Here is a 15,611-nt window from a genome sequence, read left to right as displayed (position 1 = left end):
GCCTTTCCCATAAAGATTGACCTCTGAATGCAGGTCTCTTGCCGGGAAAGGCTTTTGTTATTTGCTTATCCGTGCACTCGACACGTCAGTCTTTGTTTGCTAATAGGTTGGCCAGCCGGCTGAATCAAACTTCAGATCGCTGATTAACATTTTTGGATCACCTTTAGGTGTTGTGGCATCATAAGAATGTCGGATAATAATGTTATTGTAGATATCCTGTCCACCTGGACCTCTCCAGCGATCATTACCTGCATCCAGAATCGTACCGCCACCATTCATCATGCTTACACCGTTTTTGTCCACATAAGGACCGGTGATGCTTTTGGAACGTCCGTATACGATTTTGTAAGTGCTGTTCGCACCGCTGCAGCATTTATCCATAGAAGCAAATAAATAATAGTATCCTGTTTGTGCATTATACGTAATAGCTGGTGCTTCAATTTCATGATCGCCTGTAGGACGATAGGCAATGGAACTGATGCTGCCTGTTGGTTTCATTGTATTTTTATCCAGACGAGTCAGTTTAAGTCCCGACCAGAATGAACCAAACGCGAGCCAAGGATTGCCGTCTTTATCAATAACCAGTTCAGGATCAATGGCATTGAAGTTGCTGGATGTATTGCTGGTGAGCACTACACCTTCATCTCGCCAGTTACCTGCGCCTACGCTGCTGGCTGAAACCAGACCGATTGCTGATATGTTTTTACCGAACTCGGAAGAAATCGCATAATACAACCATACACGACCATTATAACTCTTAACATCCGGTGCCCATACATCAAGTGTTCGATCGCCAGTCAATCCAGGTGCGTACTGTTTCCACCAGGAAGGCTGCGTCAAGAATATCTGCGGTACACGATAAAAGTTACTTCCGTTATCTGATTTTAATACCTGAATACCAGTGCCAGTTGAAAAAGCATACCAGCTGTTTCCTTCTTTGATAAGTGTAGGATCATGAGCGCCTACTTCTCCGCTTAATGCCCAATGTGCTGCAAACCCTTTGGTATCGGCAAAAATAGGAACAAGCAGTGTCATAATAACCAGCATAATAAGTACTTTACGTTTCATACGCAAAAAATTCCACCCTTCTGAATCGATTTAACACTGAATACCAGCCTGCGCCGCTCAATGTCTATACTTAATTATAAAGCGCTTCCAGAAAAGTGAAATATAATATTCACGTATTTTTATGTAATAGAACTTTAGGTATCTTTTGTACTTTTAATAGTTAACAATAAAGTTGATTAATATTTAAAAACATTAATTTGTAAAGGTTATTATTGATTAATATACGCATGTATATGTACTTTTCTATTATTCAATTATTTTCCAAATAAAAATCATATAATAATATAGAAGTAAGCAGCGAATGCACTTTTCTATTTTTTTCCAAATGAACAGTTTAAAATTGAAATTTCTACAGACTCATTGAATACTCCATATCAGGCTTCCCCTCTTCATTCCAACCCCATTATGATGAAAAAAAAGACCTGATCGCATCCAGCCATCAGGTCTTCCTGTTCATCCATATTTGATCCACTTACTGTAAAATTTATTTGTTCCAGCTTAGTGTCACTTTCAGATCATTGGTGCTGTTGATCGACTTCACGCTGTAGGACAGTGACTTCAGACCGACCGAGGACAGACCGCGAAGGTCATTTTTCAGACTGGTCAGACTGCCGCTGTAGCGGAAGGAAACAGCGTTCTTGCCTGCCGTCCGGGCCGCCTGTACCTGTGACTTCAGGGCAGCTGCCGAGCTAATCACTTCGGATTCGCTGGCCGTAGATACGTAGTTCAGCGTTTTAGCCAGCTGCTGATAAATGCTTGTTTTGGGACCGCCTGCTGCGATCAGCTGATCCAGCGTGCTGTGATACGTAGTGTTCGCTGCCGGATAGGTTTTGGTCCATTTGTGATCCTGCTTCATCTGGGAGTCGGTCAGCAGATAGTAAGTGGTCTGCACATCATTCCCCTGATCGGGTACCGGATCATCCCAGGTCGTATCGAGATGGTACCATTTGCCATCCAGATTGACCAGGTTCCAGGCATGCAGCTCGCCATCTGCTGTCCCCTCGGCAATCATGTTCTGAACGCCGGCTTCCTTGAGCAGTTCATACGTCAGCAGGGCATATCCCTGACAGACGGCTGTACCGTCATGAAGTGCCTCGTAGGCGGTATAGCGGGTATACGTCTCATCGTATTTCACATTGCGCACGACCCAGTCATGAATCGCTTTGACCTTTTCGTGGTCATTCATGCTGGAAGAAACGATATTGGAGAGAATCTGCTTTACCTTGTTTTTGACATAGCCGGTCTGGGCGGTCGTCTCACGGTAGTTCATGGTCACGGTGACCCGTGCAGAATAGGCATTCTGACGCCAACTCAGTCCATAGCTGTCCAGAATGTACTGGGTATACGGATCTTTCTCCAGCGCATTTTCAAATGAATTCTGCAGCATTGCTTTCAGACCGCTGGTACTTCCTTTATATAAAAGAGTGATTTCGGCATCACGATTCATCAGTGAATTATAGAGCGCACTGGTAACATCGGTCGAATTGTTAACGGTTACCTGTGAGGAGGCCGCATAGATAGCCTGGTTGGGAGTGACAGCTGGAAGCCCTGTAAACAGGATGGTTCCGGCCAGAAGGGTCTTAACCCAGAGTGAACTTGATGTTTTCATGCAGATGTAACCGCCCTTCTCATATGATTTGCGTCTGATTATATTTATCGGCAGATGGGCCGGTTTCATTAATAGAATGAGGACGCTTTACCGATAAATATCATTTATGTGTGTATAATGCTGTACAAAACCTGATCCTGCCTTAAACCCGGCATTTCATAAATAAACCCATAGATAATACGCATCCGGCCGCAAATAGTTGCGCTTAACGTCTCTGTTTTTTTGGGAAAAAGTGTAATATTAGAGTGCCGAATAGTCTTATTTCCTGTTTTACATAAAGGAGTCGATTTCTTTTCCTAGTAGGAAAGGAACCTGGTCCAATACAGTATACTTGGTTCAGCTAACTTATTGTAAAACTTTTTTGCTTCTATAATCAAATGTACCGCTTATCCCACTGAACAGGCATCTCCTCTGAAATGAACACAACCCTCTTTCCATGGTAGAAAGAGGGCTGTCGTATGTGTATCGACGCTATACTATCACTTTAAATAGTGCTCCGGCCGCTTGCGGCAGGATTCTGCCAGCTGACTGACTTCCAGTCCGCCCTATCCTCTAAACGAAGCCAGCCGCCTGTTCAGATCGGCCGTCTGGCTGTAGATCTCCTGGTAGATGGCAAACAGCTGATTATAGCGCTCTGTCCGCTCCCCGTCCGGTTCATACGATCTGGATGTGCGCAGGAACGCCGCTGCACAGTCGGCCAGCGAATCAAACCAGCAGCTGCCATAAGCTGCCAGCATCGCCGCCCCCATCGCCGGTCCCTGTTCATTCTCCAGCCGGATCACCCGGGCATTGAAAATATCCGCCTGCATTTGCAGCCACGTTTCATTGCGCGCCCCACCCCCGATGGAGATTACTTCGGTGATCGTCTTGCCGGATGCACGCAAAATATCAATCGACTCCCGCAGCGAGAAGGTGATACCTTCCAACACCGCACGAGCAAAATGCGGCAGCTTGTGCGAAGCATCCATCCCAATAAAGCTGCCGCGAATATCCGCATCCGGATGCGGTGTGCGCTCGCCGACAATGTATGGAGTGAACAGCAGCCCTTCGGCTCCTGCCGCAATCCCGTCAACACCCTCCAGCAGTTCCTCAAACGACTGATTCCTGCCGAACGTACTGCGGAACCATTCCAGGCTGTAACCGGCCGCCAGCGTCACACCCATAATGTAAAAGGCATCCTTTTCCCCATGATTGAAAAAGTGCACTTTGCCTTCAAAATCCAGATCTTTGCGCTCTTCGTAGGACAGCACGACCCCGGAGGTACCGATACTGCACATCGTCTGTCCCTCGGTCAGAATACCTGCACCAATCGCTCCGCAGGCATTATCCGCGCCGCCTGCATAGACACGTATGCTGCTGCCAAGTCCGGTACGCTCCGCCACTTCCGGCAGCAGTCCACCCACATCGTCAAAGGATTCCACCAACCGCGGACAGAGCGACAGCGGCAGATCAAATGCTCCTGCGATCCGCTCGCTCCAGGATTTGGCGGTAATATCCAGCAGCAGCGTACCGGCCGCATCCGAATAATCCATCGCCAGATCACCGGTCAGCCGGTAGCGTACATAATCCTTGGGCAGTAGGAACAGGGCGGCCCGGCTCCAGTTATCCGGCTCATGCTCCTGTACCCACAGCATTTTGGGCAAAGTAAATCCTTCCAGCGCACGGTTGCGGGCGATTCCCAGCAGATCCGCACCAAGCTCCTGCTCGATCCGGCGGCACTGGGCGGTCGTGCGTGTATCATTCCACAGTATGGCCGGACGTACAACCTGATGATCCTGATCCAGCAGAACCAGACCATGCATCTGTCCGGAGAAGCTCATGCCCTCTATCTCCTCTGCTTGTACGCCGGACACTTCCAGCAATCTGCCCAGCGAGATCAGCGTCTGCTCTACCCAATCCTCGGGGTTCTGCTCGCTGTATCCCGGCTTGGGCTGGGATAACGGATAGGACTGCGATGTCTCAAATGCTACCTGTCCCTGCTTGTTGACCAGCACGGTCTTGACCGCGCTGGTACCGAGATCGACTCCAATTACATAGCTCATCCCTGTTCCTCCTCGGAAGCTGCTTGCACAGCCATTTTCTAAGTATACCGATATCGTTTCTTGTGAATCTGTCGCTCTGTCCTGCCCGATGGCCCATTTCCATCACTCCATATAAAAATCGCTTCCCCGGCTTGTTCCCTTACGGGACCCAGGGAAGCGATCATTCTTTGTTCAGCTTCGATGTACAGCATGGATGTCAGATATGATCCATGAGCAATATTTCGCTTATTCGGTCACCAAATACTGGTTCAGTGTCGCTTTGAGCAGCTCTTCGCGGCCGGATTCGTTTGGACGCGGATTCTCGTTATTCAGTGCATATTCCGCCAAGGAAGACAGTGTGGCTTTGCCGCCAACAACGTCGGCACCAATGCCTTCGCGGAAGCTGCTGTAACGCTGGTCGATAAAATCTTCGAAGACGCGGTCTTCCAGCAGACGTGCTGCTGTTGTCAGACCTTTGGCAAATGTATCCATACCGGCTACATGAGCGATCACCAGGTCATCCGGGGTAAAGGAAGGACGGCGTACTTTGGCATCAAAGTTAATACCGCCGCGGCCCAGACCGCCATTTTGCAGCACTTCGTACATGGTAGTCGTTGCTGCATACAGGTCTACCGGGAATTCATCCGTATCCCAGCCGATCAGCAGATCGCCCTGGTTCGCATCCAGCGAGCCGAGCATGCCTTCCGTACGGGCCACGCGCAGCTCATGTTGGAACGTATGGCCGGCCAGTGTGGCATGGTTGGCTTCCAGGTTCAATTTGAAATGATCGGTCAGATCATATTTTTTGAGGAAAGAAATCGCTGTAGCCGCATCAAAGTCATACTGGTGCTTGGTCGGCTCTTTTGGCTTCGGTTCGATCAGGAACTGAGCATCAAAGCCGATTTCCTTGGCATAATCGACAGCCATATGGAACATGCGGGCCATATTGTCCTGCTCCAGCGCATAGTCCGTATTCAGCAGCGTCTCGTAACCTTCACGGCCGCCCCAGAACACATAGTTTTCGGCGCCCAGACGTTTGCCGACTTCCAGACCTTTTTTGATCTGTGCTGCTGCATGAGCGTATACATCTGCATTGCATGTCGATGCCGCACCGTGCATAAAGCGTGGGTTGCTGAACATATTGGCTGTATTCCACAGCAGTTTTTTGCCGGTCTGCTTCATATGTTGTTCAATCATATCGACAATCGTATCGATATTGTTGTAAAATTCGCGGAGACTGTCTCCTTCGGGAGCGATATCCACATCATGGAAACAGAAGTATGGCATGCTCAGTTTGTCCATCAGCTCAAACAGTCCTTCGACGCGAGCCTTGGCCAGATCCATGCCTGTATAGGAGTCCCAAGGCCGGGAAGCGGTTTCAACACCAAACGGATCAGCCCCGCCGGCAACCAGTGTATGCCAGTAAGCCATACCGAAGCGCAGATGTTCTTCCATCGTCTTGCCCGCTACGATCTGGGACGGGTTATAAAATTTGAAAGCATAGGGATTTTTGGATTGGACACCTTCATAAGCTACTTTCTCAACATTTGCAAAGTAAGCCATTACATAAATCCTCCTCTTATGTGTTCATGGGCGTGAAATTTCACGGCAGAACAGGTAGTCCATTGCCCGGTCAGCTGTCCGCTGCGCAAAATAGCCGCTTGAAAGAAATCGTTTACATCGCTATCCTAACATATACAGCATACTTTGTCTATCCGTTAAACAAAGTCTTGAAAATGGAATAAAGGGGACCCGTTCATGAAGATTACAGGAGACCAGGCACTCGTCAAAAGAATCAACAAATCACTCGTGCTCGATAGTATCCGCCAGCATGCACCACTGTCACGCGCAAGTCTCTCCCGTCTCATCGGGCTGAACAAAGCTACCGTCTCCAATCTGGTGCAGGAACTGATTGACGATCAACTTGTACTGGAATCCGGAGAAGGACAGTCCAGCGGCGGACGCAAGCCGCTCATGCTGGAATTCAACCGTACCGCCGGCTATGCTGCCGGTGTGGAACTGACCGTCAACGAACTGACTATCGTGCTCACCGATCTGGAAGGCGATATTATCGCCCGCCAGATGATGCCCTTGCAGGATCATCAGGTAGCCACGACGCTGGAGCTGATGCAGCAGATGATGACCCGGCTGCTGACCGAAATCCCTGCCTCTGTGCACGGGCTGGTCGGGATGGGCGTCGGTGTGCCGGGCATGGTCGATGCGCTGGGCAATGTGCTGTTCGCTCCCAACCTCGGCTGGGAAGGCGTACCGCTGCGCGAGGAACTGGAGCAGCTGTTCGGACTGCCCGTAACGATCGATAATGAAGCCAACGCCGGTGCGATTGGTGAGCTGCAATTTGGCGCTGGACGGCATGTCCGCAATCTGGTCTATGTCAGTGTGGGGATGGGGATCGGCTCCGGCATCATTATCGATGGCGAGCCGTACAAGGGCGCACGCGGTTATGCCGGAGAGACCGGTCATATGTCGGTCGAGGCGTACGGTCTGCCCTGCTCCTGCGGCAGCAGAGGGTGCTGGGAGCTGTATGCGTCGGAGCTGGCCTATGATCATGCTCTCCGTGATCCGCTGCTGGACAGCACTACCGCCTACTGGGTACAGCAGGCGCAGTGGGACGAACCCGAAGCGATCGAGCTGTTCCGACGGATCGGCGAATACCTTGGGATCGGCATCACCAATCTGGTCAACAGCTTTAACCCGGAAGTCGTTATTATTGGCGGCCATATGCGCCAGGCGCAGCCATGGATAGCGCCGCATGTGCAGTCAGTCGTATCGCAGCGCACCCTGCCGTATCACCGGCAGAAGCTGGTCATCCAGTATTCCGAACTGGGCGACCAGTCTACCGTAATCGGGGCAGCCTATGCGGCCATTTCACAGTTTCTGGGACGTGTACGGGTATCGGTATAAAAATGTCGAGTCCCTAACCGATTTGTCTCGTCTGCATTTTATCATTTGAATTGAATCATGATCGTGATCATCAGCTATGCTGTTCGTTTATTCGTGATTGTCTTCCTTCCATCTCTGTAGCATTCTAACAGCGTCGGATCTTGTAAACCGTCTGAAGTCCTGCTGCATCAATATACTGATGAAGAGCTGCTTACGATGGAATAGAGATGCCTGCAAATGATGATGGGTATGTGTATGGAAGACATGATGAGTAAAATGAATAACTTGAAGATAATGACCATGATGAGTGATATAAAACAAGCCAGTATGCATTCACATTGATGTGAATGCATACTGGCTTGTCGTGTAACGGAATGAATAAATGGAGGGCCGTCTGCCGGTGCAGGTACGGCTCTCTTTTTTTATAGGTTCCATACCGGATTGCTATTTGCTGCTGAAAATTTTTATTAATTACCGAAGATTTTCAGCATCTTATTTCTGTGCAGATCCTATTTCCGCGGGATCTAGTGACAGGATGGCTCATGGCTGTCCTGTTCGGTCGTCTCGGCCTGGATCTGACGGGAGACATGGATACGCTGCAGCTTGAGCTCCCACCACTGCTGAAGCAGCTTCTTTTTGGATAGTTCGCCCGTGCTCTGGCGAATATCTTCATATACTTGCATTAATTTATAATTGATACGGTCAAATTCTCTCCACAGGTTCTCCATGGTCGCCCATTCGCTGGATGTGTTCCAGTGGGACAGCCTCTCCAGAATCTCCTGCTGCCATTTCAGGTCGCCGAGCTGGATCGCATAATTCAGCAGGTCCAGATAATCGTCATTACGTTCCGATATTATTTTCTGAATACGGTTCACAGTCATTCACACCTTTGCATTCTTTTTATACCGAGTATTATACTCGGAATATAAGAGAAAACAATAGGCCAGCTATGCCATTGTCGATCAGCCGGTTATAGATTTATTAAATAGGTCAGCGATTTTTCTCCCTCCCTTTACAGACCGCCATGCCACACAATCGACATGCACCTGATACCATAAGACGACTGCTCACTAAATTGCTTAAAATTTGACGTAAAATTGCCTTATTTAGGATGAACCGGACTCGGTATTATGATCTATAATTTCGTTATTGGTAATTGTAGAATATTTAAAAAGAAAAGGCTGTCACAGCCGCTATACAAACATATAAATAGATAGAGATCAACCATTTGTGAAACGGAGAGAGCAACCATGAATTTCTGGGGAACTGCCGACATTTCGCTGCCTTTCTACTTTATGATGTTCTTATTCGCGCTCATCATTGTTCCTCTGCTCAGTCTGGGTGTGTTTAACTTCTCACAGGCCAAGCGAAAAAAAGGCATGTCTTTGTTAATGGCCGGTTTTGGAATTTTTCTGATTTTTCAGGCCATATCGAGTGTCTGGTTCTAGTATTGAAAAACAGACGATAGTGAAGTCGCATGTATATGAGTTCATTTGTATGAATCGGCACTAGTGTGTAATCCCAATAAAGCCAGTGAGCATATCGTCCGCTCACTGGCTTTATTTATGCGGACAATAATAAAGTACTCATTCGAATGTACCGTGCAATAGTACCAGCATTGTCATCTTATTCCTTTTATTGTAAGTGGAAGAATTCCTGTTGAACCGCTCCCTCAGAAGCAGCAATTACAGATTCTATTTGCAGAAAAATGATCAGGATACCTATTCAAAATCATCCCGGGATATGATGAAGCTCGCTGTGAATCAAGGAAGTTTATGACAGAAACGGTCAGAAACAGGAATACTTATTTGTGATCAGAACCGATGCTGCATTACAAGCAGCTGCTCCTCCCTTTACCATAAACAGCACTTCTGTAAAATGAGTTCTGTGGACAACAATGTCCGCTGTAGACCTTTACTTTTATTTTCAAAAAATCAAAAAAGCCGGAATGTGCAGTACGCACATATCCAGCCGATTGATATACTCTTTTTTTATAATATACATCCAGCAAACACAGCTGCAAACCAATCATCAGGACGAGATGCAAAACCATGTTCTTTGTTTGTCGCATATACCTGCCGAATTACATTTTTACCGCTGCATGCTCCATCGCTTCGATGAATTTCTCAGCATCCATCGCTGCCATACAGCCGCTGCCTGCTGCAGTGATCGCCTGGCGATACTTGGTATCCTGTACATCACCACAGGCGAATACGCCGGGGATATTGGTCTCGGCTGTACCTGGAGTGGTCACGATGTAACCATTCTCATCGGTCGTGATCTGTCCGCCGAGGAATCCGGTGTTCGGGTGGTGACCGATCGCTACGAATACGCCGTGCGCCGGGATCACTTCTTCCTGGCCGGTTGTATTGTTCATTACTTTCAGGCCGGTAACGCCCATATCGCCTGCTACCACTTCAACAGGTGTATTGTTCAGCGCCCACTCGATTTTCTCGTTGCTGCGTGCGCGATCCTGCATGATTTTGGAAGCGCGCAGTTCATCACGGCGATGCACGAGGGTTACTTTGGAAGCAAAGCGGGTCAGGAAGCTGGCTTCTTCCAGAGCGGAGTCGCCGCCGCCCACCACGATAATCTCTTTGTTGCGGAAGAAGAAACCGTCACAGGTCGCACAGGTGCTGACACCGCGGCCGATATTGTCCTGCTCGTTCGGGATGCCCAGGTACTTGGCTGTGGCACCGGTAGAGATGATCAGCGTCTCGGCGACGATCTCGCCTTTACCTTCGACCTGCAGCTTGAATGGACGCTCGGACATGTCCACGCTGTCGACCCAGCCGGTGAAGAATTCGGCGCCAAAGCGCTCTGCCTGCTTGCGCATATTGTCCATCAGTTCGGGACCCATGATGCCTTCCGGGAAGCCCGGGAAGTTCTCGATTTCAGTCGTGGTGGTCAGCTGTCCACCTGGCTGTGGTCCTTCGATCACCAGCGGGCTCATATTGGCACGAGCCAGATAAATCGCAGCAGTCAGGCCGGCAGGTCCGGTACCGATAATAACGGATTTGTACATTTAAATTCCTCCATTTATATTATGAGTGCGGCGCTGCAATACATTCAATTATGCCCATAGAACAGGTCAAAACCGATCATGCTGCACATACGCCATTACTTGATCAACGAAAATTTAAATTAGGCTTATATTAGAGTTGGAAGTTATATTATTATACATGCGAATAATTAAGTTGTATACAATTTATTTGTTTTTAAGATATTATTATTATGCTGCCACATGTGTTCGGAGTCAAATGAAGTTTTGATGAAACGGCAAAAGGCAAATCCCCTCGTACTCCGGGAGATTCACCCTCTATTACACCCTGTATAATCGAACTAAATGTCTATCGGCTGCCTATCAATCGTACACTTTGCCCCATCCGTATCCTGCTTCATCGGATACATCTTCCGGCATACCCGGCAGAATCAGACCTCCATCTACACGCAGGTTAATGCCTGTAATATAGGAAGCTTCGTCTGAAGCGAGCCAGGCTACTGCTTCTCCGATATCGGCAGGTGTGCCCATACGGCCGAGCGGAATCTTTTTGCCGAGCGGTTCGGTCAGTGCATTCTGATCCATCCGGTTAACAGTGGCACCCGGTGCGACGCAGTTGACCCGGATACCATGAGGCGCCAGTTCCAGCGCCAGAGAGGCACTGGAACGGATCAATGCTGCCTTCATCCCGCCGTAAATGCTGTCCCCCGGATAAGCCCGCTCTCCCCGGGAAGAAGTAATATAGATGATATTACCGGGAATCTCGCGGTCGATCATCGCCTGTGCCGCATAGCGCGTCGCCAGAATCGGCGCCCGGTAATTCAGATCGATCATCCGGTTAAAATCGTCTTTATTCAAATCCAGCAGCGGTGAGGATTCTCCGCCACCCGAGTTATTTACCAACAGATCAATGCGTCCATAATGCTCCACCGCCTGCTCAATCGTTGATTTCACTTCATCCTGATTGGTTAGATCACTCTGAATAACCAGCGGGGCGGCGCCATAGATATGAGCCAACTCCTCGGATACGGATTGTACATCCTCCGAATCGGAATAATAGGTAATCGCCAACCGATAACCCTTTTGTGCGAGGATCTTGGCGATTCCCCGGCCTAATCCGATGCCAGCACCGGTTACGAGTGCAACCTTGCGATGCTGCTCCTGTTGTAGATTCGTCATAATGATGCTCCCTTCAGATCGTTTATGTTGATCATTACCCCGCTGTTTGTATGGTAAACGTATGTTATAGCACCAAATATATTCCTGCTTGGGTATGTTCCTTACCATGCGCCAGGCATGACAAAAAGGACAGTACGGATGACTGTCCCTTTACTGTTTGCTGTTATTTAACCGTTCGTCGGTGTGTGCCGCTTGTCCAGCGTCTCCTGCCAGATCCGGCGCATATAAAGGGAAGCTTCCGGCAGCTGCTCCCGGGTTGCCCCTTCCAGCGAGATATCGATATGCGGCTTGTACTGCTGCAGCAGCTCAAAGAAATACGGATAATCGAGCATACCGGTGCCAGCCACGCATTCCTGCTTGGTGCCATCCTCGGTGAAGCGAATATCCTTGGCATGGATGAGAATGATCCGTTCCGCCAGCTTCTCAAATACCCCACGCAAAAACGACTGCTGGTCATCCATAAATTCATGCTTCATCATATTGCACGGATCAAACAGCATGCCTACGGTGGAGGAAGGCACTTCTTCGATCAATCGCTCCATCAGCTCCGCCGTATGCAGCGTATGTACGGCAACCGGCTCGATCGCCATATGTACGCCCCATTTCTCCGCTTCCTCGGCCAGTTCCGAGACAGTTTCCCGCAGTACTTTCCAGCCGACTTCCCGGTAGCTGTCCGGGTAAGCTTGCTGATAGGTAGTCAGAGAGCCGGTCTCTGTAGCGACCATGCTGCAGCCAAAGTCACGGGCATAACGCAGATGTTCCTTGAACCGATTAATCTCCTGCCGCCGGATCTCCAGGTCCGGATGGACCGGATCGATATAACAGCCGAGTACAGCGATGCGGACGCCGTGACGATCGAATTGTTCGGCGATCATATGGCCGAGTCCGGGACTTAGCTTGCCAGTGCTCGTATCCACATCGGAGATCGCTTTGGCGAGGGCGAGCTGCACGCCCTTGAATCCACCCTCTGCGACTCTGGCCGCCAGATCGGCGACGGGCTGCTTGCCGTATAGATGCGATAATACTGCCTGTCTCATGGTGACACCTCCCGATTCAGTCATGAAGCTGGTTTAACGTGCCATCCATCCGCCATCCACGCAGATAATATGTCCATTCAGATAATCCGAAGCTTCGGAAGCGAGGAATACAATCGGTCCCTTCATGTCTTCCGCTTTGCCCCAGCGCCCCGCAGGAATACGCTCGGTAATCGCATCGAAGCGTGCCTGATCGGCGACGATCGGAGCCGTGTTGTCGGTCATCATATAACCCGGCGCAATCGCATTGATCTGGATGCCTTTGGAGGCCCATTCATTGGCCAGTGCTTTGGTAATACCGGCCACCCCATGCTTGCTCGCCGTATATCCGGGTACATTGATTCCGCCCTGATAGGACAGCATCGAAGCGACGCTGATAATTTTGCCGCTGCCGCGTTCGATCATATGGCGGCCGACCAGCTGGGACAGATAGAATACCGTCTCCAGATTAATGTCGATCACATCGGCAAAGTCTTTCCAGGAGTGATCGACAGCCGGTGTACGGCGGATAATACCTGCATTGTTGACTAGAATATCGATACGTCCCTTGAACGCCAGCGCCTGCTTCACCACATCCTCCAGCCGGTCATGCTGGCTCAGATCGGCTTCGATGGAATGGGCGTCTCTGCCCAATTCGCGGATCTTGCTCACCGTCTCGTCACTGCTCGAATAGGAGACACAGACCACATCGGCTCCAGCTTCTGCCAGGCCCAGTGCCATTCCCTGACCGAGTCCGCCGCTTGCACCGGTTACGAGTGCTACCTTACCGCTCAAATCAAATGCTTTCATCCCTGCTCATCCTCCTGTAATTGGATTGCTGTTATTCCCTGTTCTAATCCGGCGATCAGGACGCTGAATCTCCCTGATCCAGCGGGATGCCGGCCTGACGGAACTGCTCTGCCTGCTCCGCCGACAGTCCGCTGTCCGTAATAATGCTGTCGAGTTCATGACAGCCTGCAAACGTCCAGAGGGCAAACTGCCCGAATTTCTGATGATCGATCACGCCGTAGACATGCTGTGCCGTCTCCACAAGCGCTTTTTTGAAAGGAACCAGATCGCCGGTATAAATGGACAATCCGAACTCCGGATGCAAGGCTGTAGACGAGACAAACGCCTTGTGAATATTCAGTCCACGCACATATTCAATCGCCTGGCTGCTGACCAGCATATTGCGGTTGCGCTCCCCGCCTGGAACGACCAGCCGGATCTGCTCCCGCTTGGCCAGTTCGCTGAGGATAAATAGATCATTGGTCACCACCGTCAGCGGCATCGCCGGCAGGCGGCGGGCAATCTCCAGTGTGGTGCTTCCGCCATCCAGCGCGATAATGTCATTGGGCTGAATATAATGCAGCGCCCGCTCGGCGATCTCGGCCTTTTCCGGCATATGCTTGGTGTTAATTCCCTGGCCGGACAGAATACCGTACTGATCGTTCTGAGCCAGTACGGCGCCTCCATGCACCCGGACCAGCAGGCCCATTTCTTCCAGCTTGGCGAGATCCTCGCGGATCGTCTTGCCGGTTACATTCAATGTATCGCTAAGTTCGCCGACCGTAATCTCCTGGCTGGCGATCAGTATTTCCATAATGCGTTCATGCCGCTTGAGTGCGCTCATCCTAACCCCCGTCCCTTCCAGTCTGAACCGTATCGTCGCTGCTCCTGCCCTTCTCGCTCATGAGTCGAGCCTGAGGGCAGAATGCACAACGGATACGGCATGTTCATTCATGTGCACTGGAATGGTTTTGGGCTTATTTTAAATCTTTCATGGCTACTGCGTCCATATCATCGAACGTCTGGTTCTCACCGGCCATCGCCCAGCAGAACGTATAATTGCTCGTACCCACACCACTGTGGATCGACCAGCTCGGGGAAATGGCTACCTGACCGTCACGCACGACCAGATGCTTGGTCTCCTGCGGCTCACCCATAAAGTGGAATACAACCGCATCTTCCGGCAGGTTAAAGTACAGATACACTTCCGAGCGACGGTTATGGGTATGCGAAGGCATGGTGTTCCACATATTGCCCGGTTCCAGTTCGGTAATGCCCATTACCAGCTGACAGCTCTGAATACCGCCCTGATGGATATATTTATAGATGGTACGTTCATTCGACGTCTTGATATCGCCGAGATGGCTGGGTGTAGCGTCTTCTTTCGTTGCTTTGGTCGTCGGATAGGCTTTGTGCGCCGGTGTGGAGACAAAGTAAAATTTGGCCGGTTCGCTTCCGCTGCCCGCGAAGCTGACTTCCTTCGTTCCAAGCGATACATACAGACATTCAAATGCGCCCAGTTCATACTTTTCCCCATCGGCAGTTACCGTGCCGGGAGCACCGATATTGATAATGCCGATCTCACGGCGTTCCAGGAAAAAGTCGGTACCGATATCCTTGAGATTGACTTCCAGCTTGATCTCTTTGGAAGCCGGAACCGCTGAACCGACAATATAACGGTCTACATGGCTGTAAACGGTTACAAGTTGATCTGGTGCAAATAGGCTCTCAATCAAAAACTCCTCGCGCAGACGTGCAGTATCAAACGTTTTGACATCATTCGGGTGGGAGACGTAACGGTTTTCCATGTGAATCATCCTCTCGGTTTAATATAGTGGGTATTAAGGGCAAAATGAATTGTTCGACGACTTTTTATGGGTGATTAATGATTGGTTCATGTTTATATAAGTTCATTTTAGTTCATATTGTTCATTTTGTGAAGAGGCTTGTTCATTTTATTTCTTTTTTATTCCAGCGGGTTGTTCATATATCCTACATATTCCTGTGGTACGATTGATAAAAATATGCAC

13 protein-coding genes are annotated in these 15,611 nt (G+C 49.7%); 2 read left to right on the top strand and 11 right to left on the bottom strand.

The window, feature by feature from the left end; translation table 11 throughout:
• Positions 1-99: 99 nt before the first annotated feature.
• The 4 genes from M1D61_RS04095 to xylA form a co-directional block, all read right to left on the bottom strand.
• The gene (locus M1D61_RS04095; RefSeq protein ID WP_458122404.1) at positions 100-1,047 is read right to left on the bottom strand and encodes a glycoside hydrolase family 43 protein; all 948 of its coding nucleotides are present in this window, start codon (positions 1,045-1,047) and stop codon (positions 100-102) included.
• Between the two features lie 505 nt (positions 1,048-1,552).
• Positions 1,553-2,677 (bottom strand): transglutaminase domain-containing protein, encoded by a 1,125-nt coding sequence (locus tag M1D61_RS04090; protein ID WP_458121278.1) that lies wholly within the window; start codon positions 2,675-2,677, stop codon positions 1,553-1,555.
• A 545-nt stretch (positions 2,678-3,222) separates the two neighbouring features.
• Positions 3,223-4,719, bottom strand: coding sequence for a xylulokinase (gene xylB / locus M1D61_RS04085; protein WP_458121277.1), 1,497 nt, complete (start codon positions 4,717-4,719; stop codon positions 3,223-3,225).
• A gap of 225 nt (positions 4,720-4,944) precedes the next feature.
• On the bottom strand, positions 4,945-6,261 hold the full coding sequence (xylA, locus tag M1D61_RS04080) for a xylose isomerase (protein WP_458121276.1): 1,317 nt from the start codon (positions 6,259-6,261) through the stop codon (positions 4,945-4,947).
• Between the two features lie 195 nt (positions 6,262-6,456).
• Between xylA and M1D61_RS04075 the strand changes: the two genes are divergently transcribed.
• Complete coding sequence (locus M1D61_RS04075; RefSeq protein ID WP_458121275.1) at positions 6,457-7,620, top strand: ROK family transcriptional regulator; 1,164 nt, start codon at positions 6,457-6,459, stop codon at positions 7,618-7,620.
• Between the two features lie 503 nt (positions 7,621-8,123).
• Here M1D61_RS04075 and M1D61_RS04070 read toward each other — a convergent pair.
• Entirely contained in the window at positions 8,124-8,474 is a 351-nt protein-coding gene (locus tag M1D61_RS04070; RefSeq protein WP_458121274.1) for a hypothetical protein, read from the bottom strand.
• Positions 8,475-8,849: 375 nt separating this feature from the next.
• Between M1D61_RS04070 and M1D61_RS04065 the strand changes: the two genes are divergently transcribed.
• Entirely contained in the window at positions 8,850-9,047 is a 198-nt protein-coding gene (locus M1D61_RS04065; RefSeq protein WP_046216121.1) for a hypothetical protein, read from the top strand.
• 635 nt (positions 9,048-9,682) lie between these two features.
• Here the strand turns inward: M1D61_RS04065 and trxB are convergent.
• From trxB to kduI, 6 genes are all read right to left on the bottom strand, one after another.
• Positions 9,683-10,624 carry a thioredoxin-disulfide reductase gene (gene trxB, locus M1D61_RS04060; protein WP_458121273.1) on the bottom strand — a complete coding sequence of 314 codons (942 nt, stop codon included), beginning with the start codon at positions 10,622-10,624 and terminating at the stop codon, positions 9,683-9,685.
• Positions 10,625-10,963: 339 nt separating this feature from the next.
• Positions 10,964-11,779 carry an SDR family NAD(P)-dependent oxidoreductase gene (locus M1D61_RS04055; protein WP_458121272.1) on the bottom strand — a complete coding sequence of 272 codons (816 nt, stop codon included), beginning with the start codon at positions 11,777-11,779 and terminating at the stop codon, positions 10,964-10,966.
• Between the two features lie 167 nt (positions 11,780-11,946).
• The gene (locus tag M1D61_RS04050; protein WP_458121271.1) at positions 11,947-12,816 is read right to left on the bottom strand and encodes a sugar phosphate isomerase/epimerase family protein; all 870 of its coding nucleotides are present in this window, start codon (positions 12,814-12,816) and stop codon (positions 11,947-11,949) included.
• 33 nt (positions 12,817-12,849) lie between these two features.
• Positions 12,850-13,602: a 2-dehydro-3-deoxy-D-gluconate 5-dehydrogenase KduD gene (kduD, locus tag M1D61_RS04045; RefSeq protein ID WP_458121270.1), complete on the bottom strand. Its 753-nt coding sequence runs from the start codon at positions 13,600-13,602 to the stop codon at positions 12,850-12,852.
• 55 nt (positions 13,603-13,657) lie between these two features.
• Positions 13,658-14,425 (bottom strand): DeoR/GlpR family DNA-binding transcription regulator, encoded by a 768-nt coding sequence (locus M1D61_RS04040; protein ID WP_458121269.1) that lies wholly within the window; start codon positions 14,423-14,425, stop codon positions 13,658-13,660.
• A 133-nt stretch (positions 14,426-14,558) separates the two neighbouring features.
• Entirely contained in the window at positions 14,559-15,389 is an 831-nt protein-coding gene (gene kduI, locus M1D61_RS04035) for a 5-dehydro-4-deoxy-D-glucuronate isomerase (protein ID WP_200897763.1), read from the bottom strand.
• Between the last annotated feature and the right edge of the window lie 222 nt (positions 15,390-15,611).

This window comes from Paenibacillus sp. Z6-24, assembly GCF_054161335.1.
This window is presented reverse-complemented; position numbering and strand designations above follow the sequence as displayed.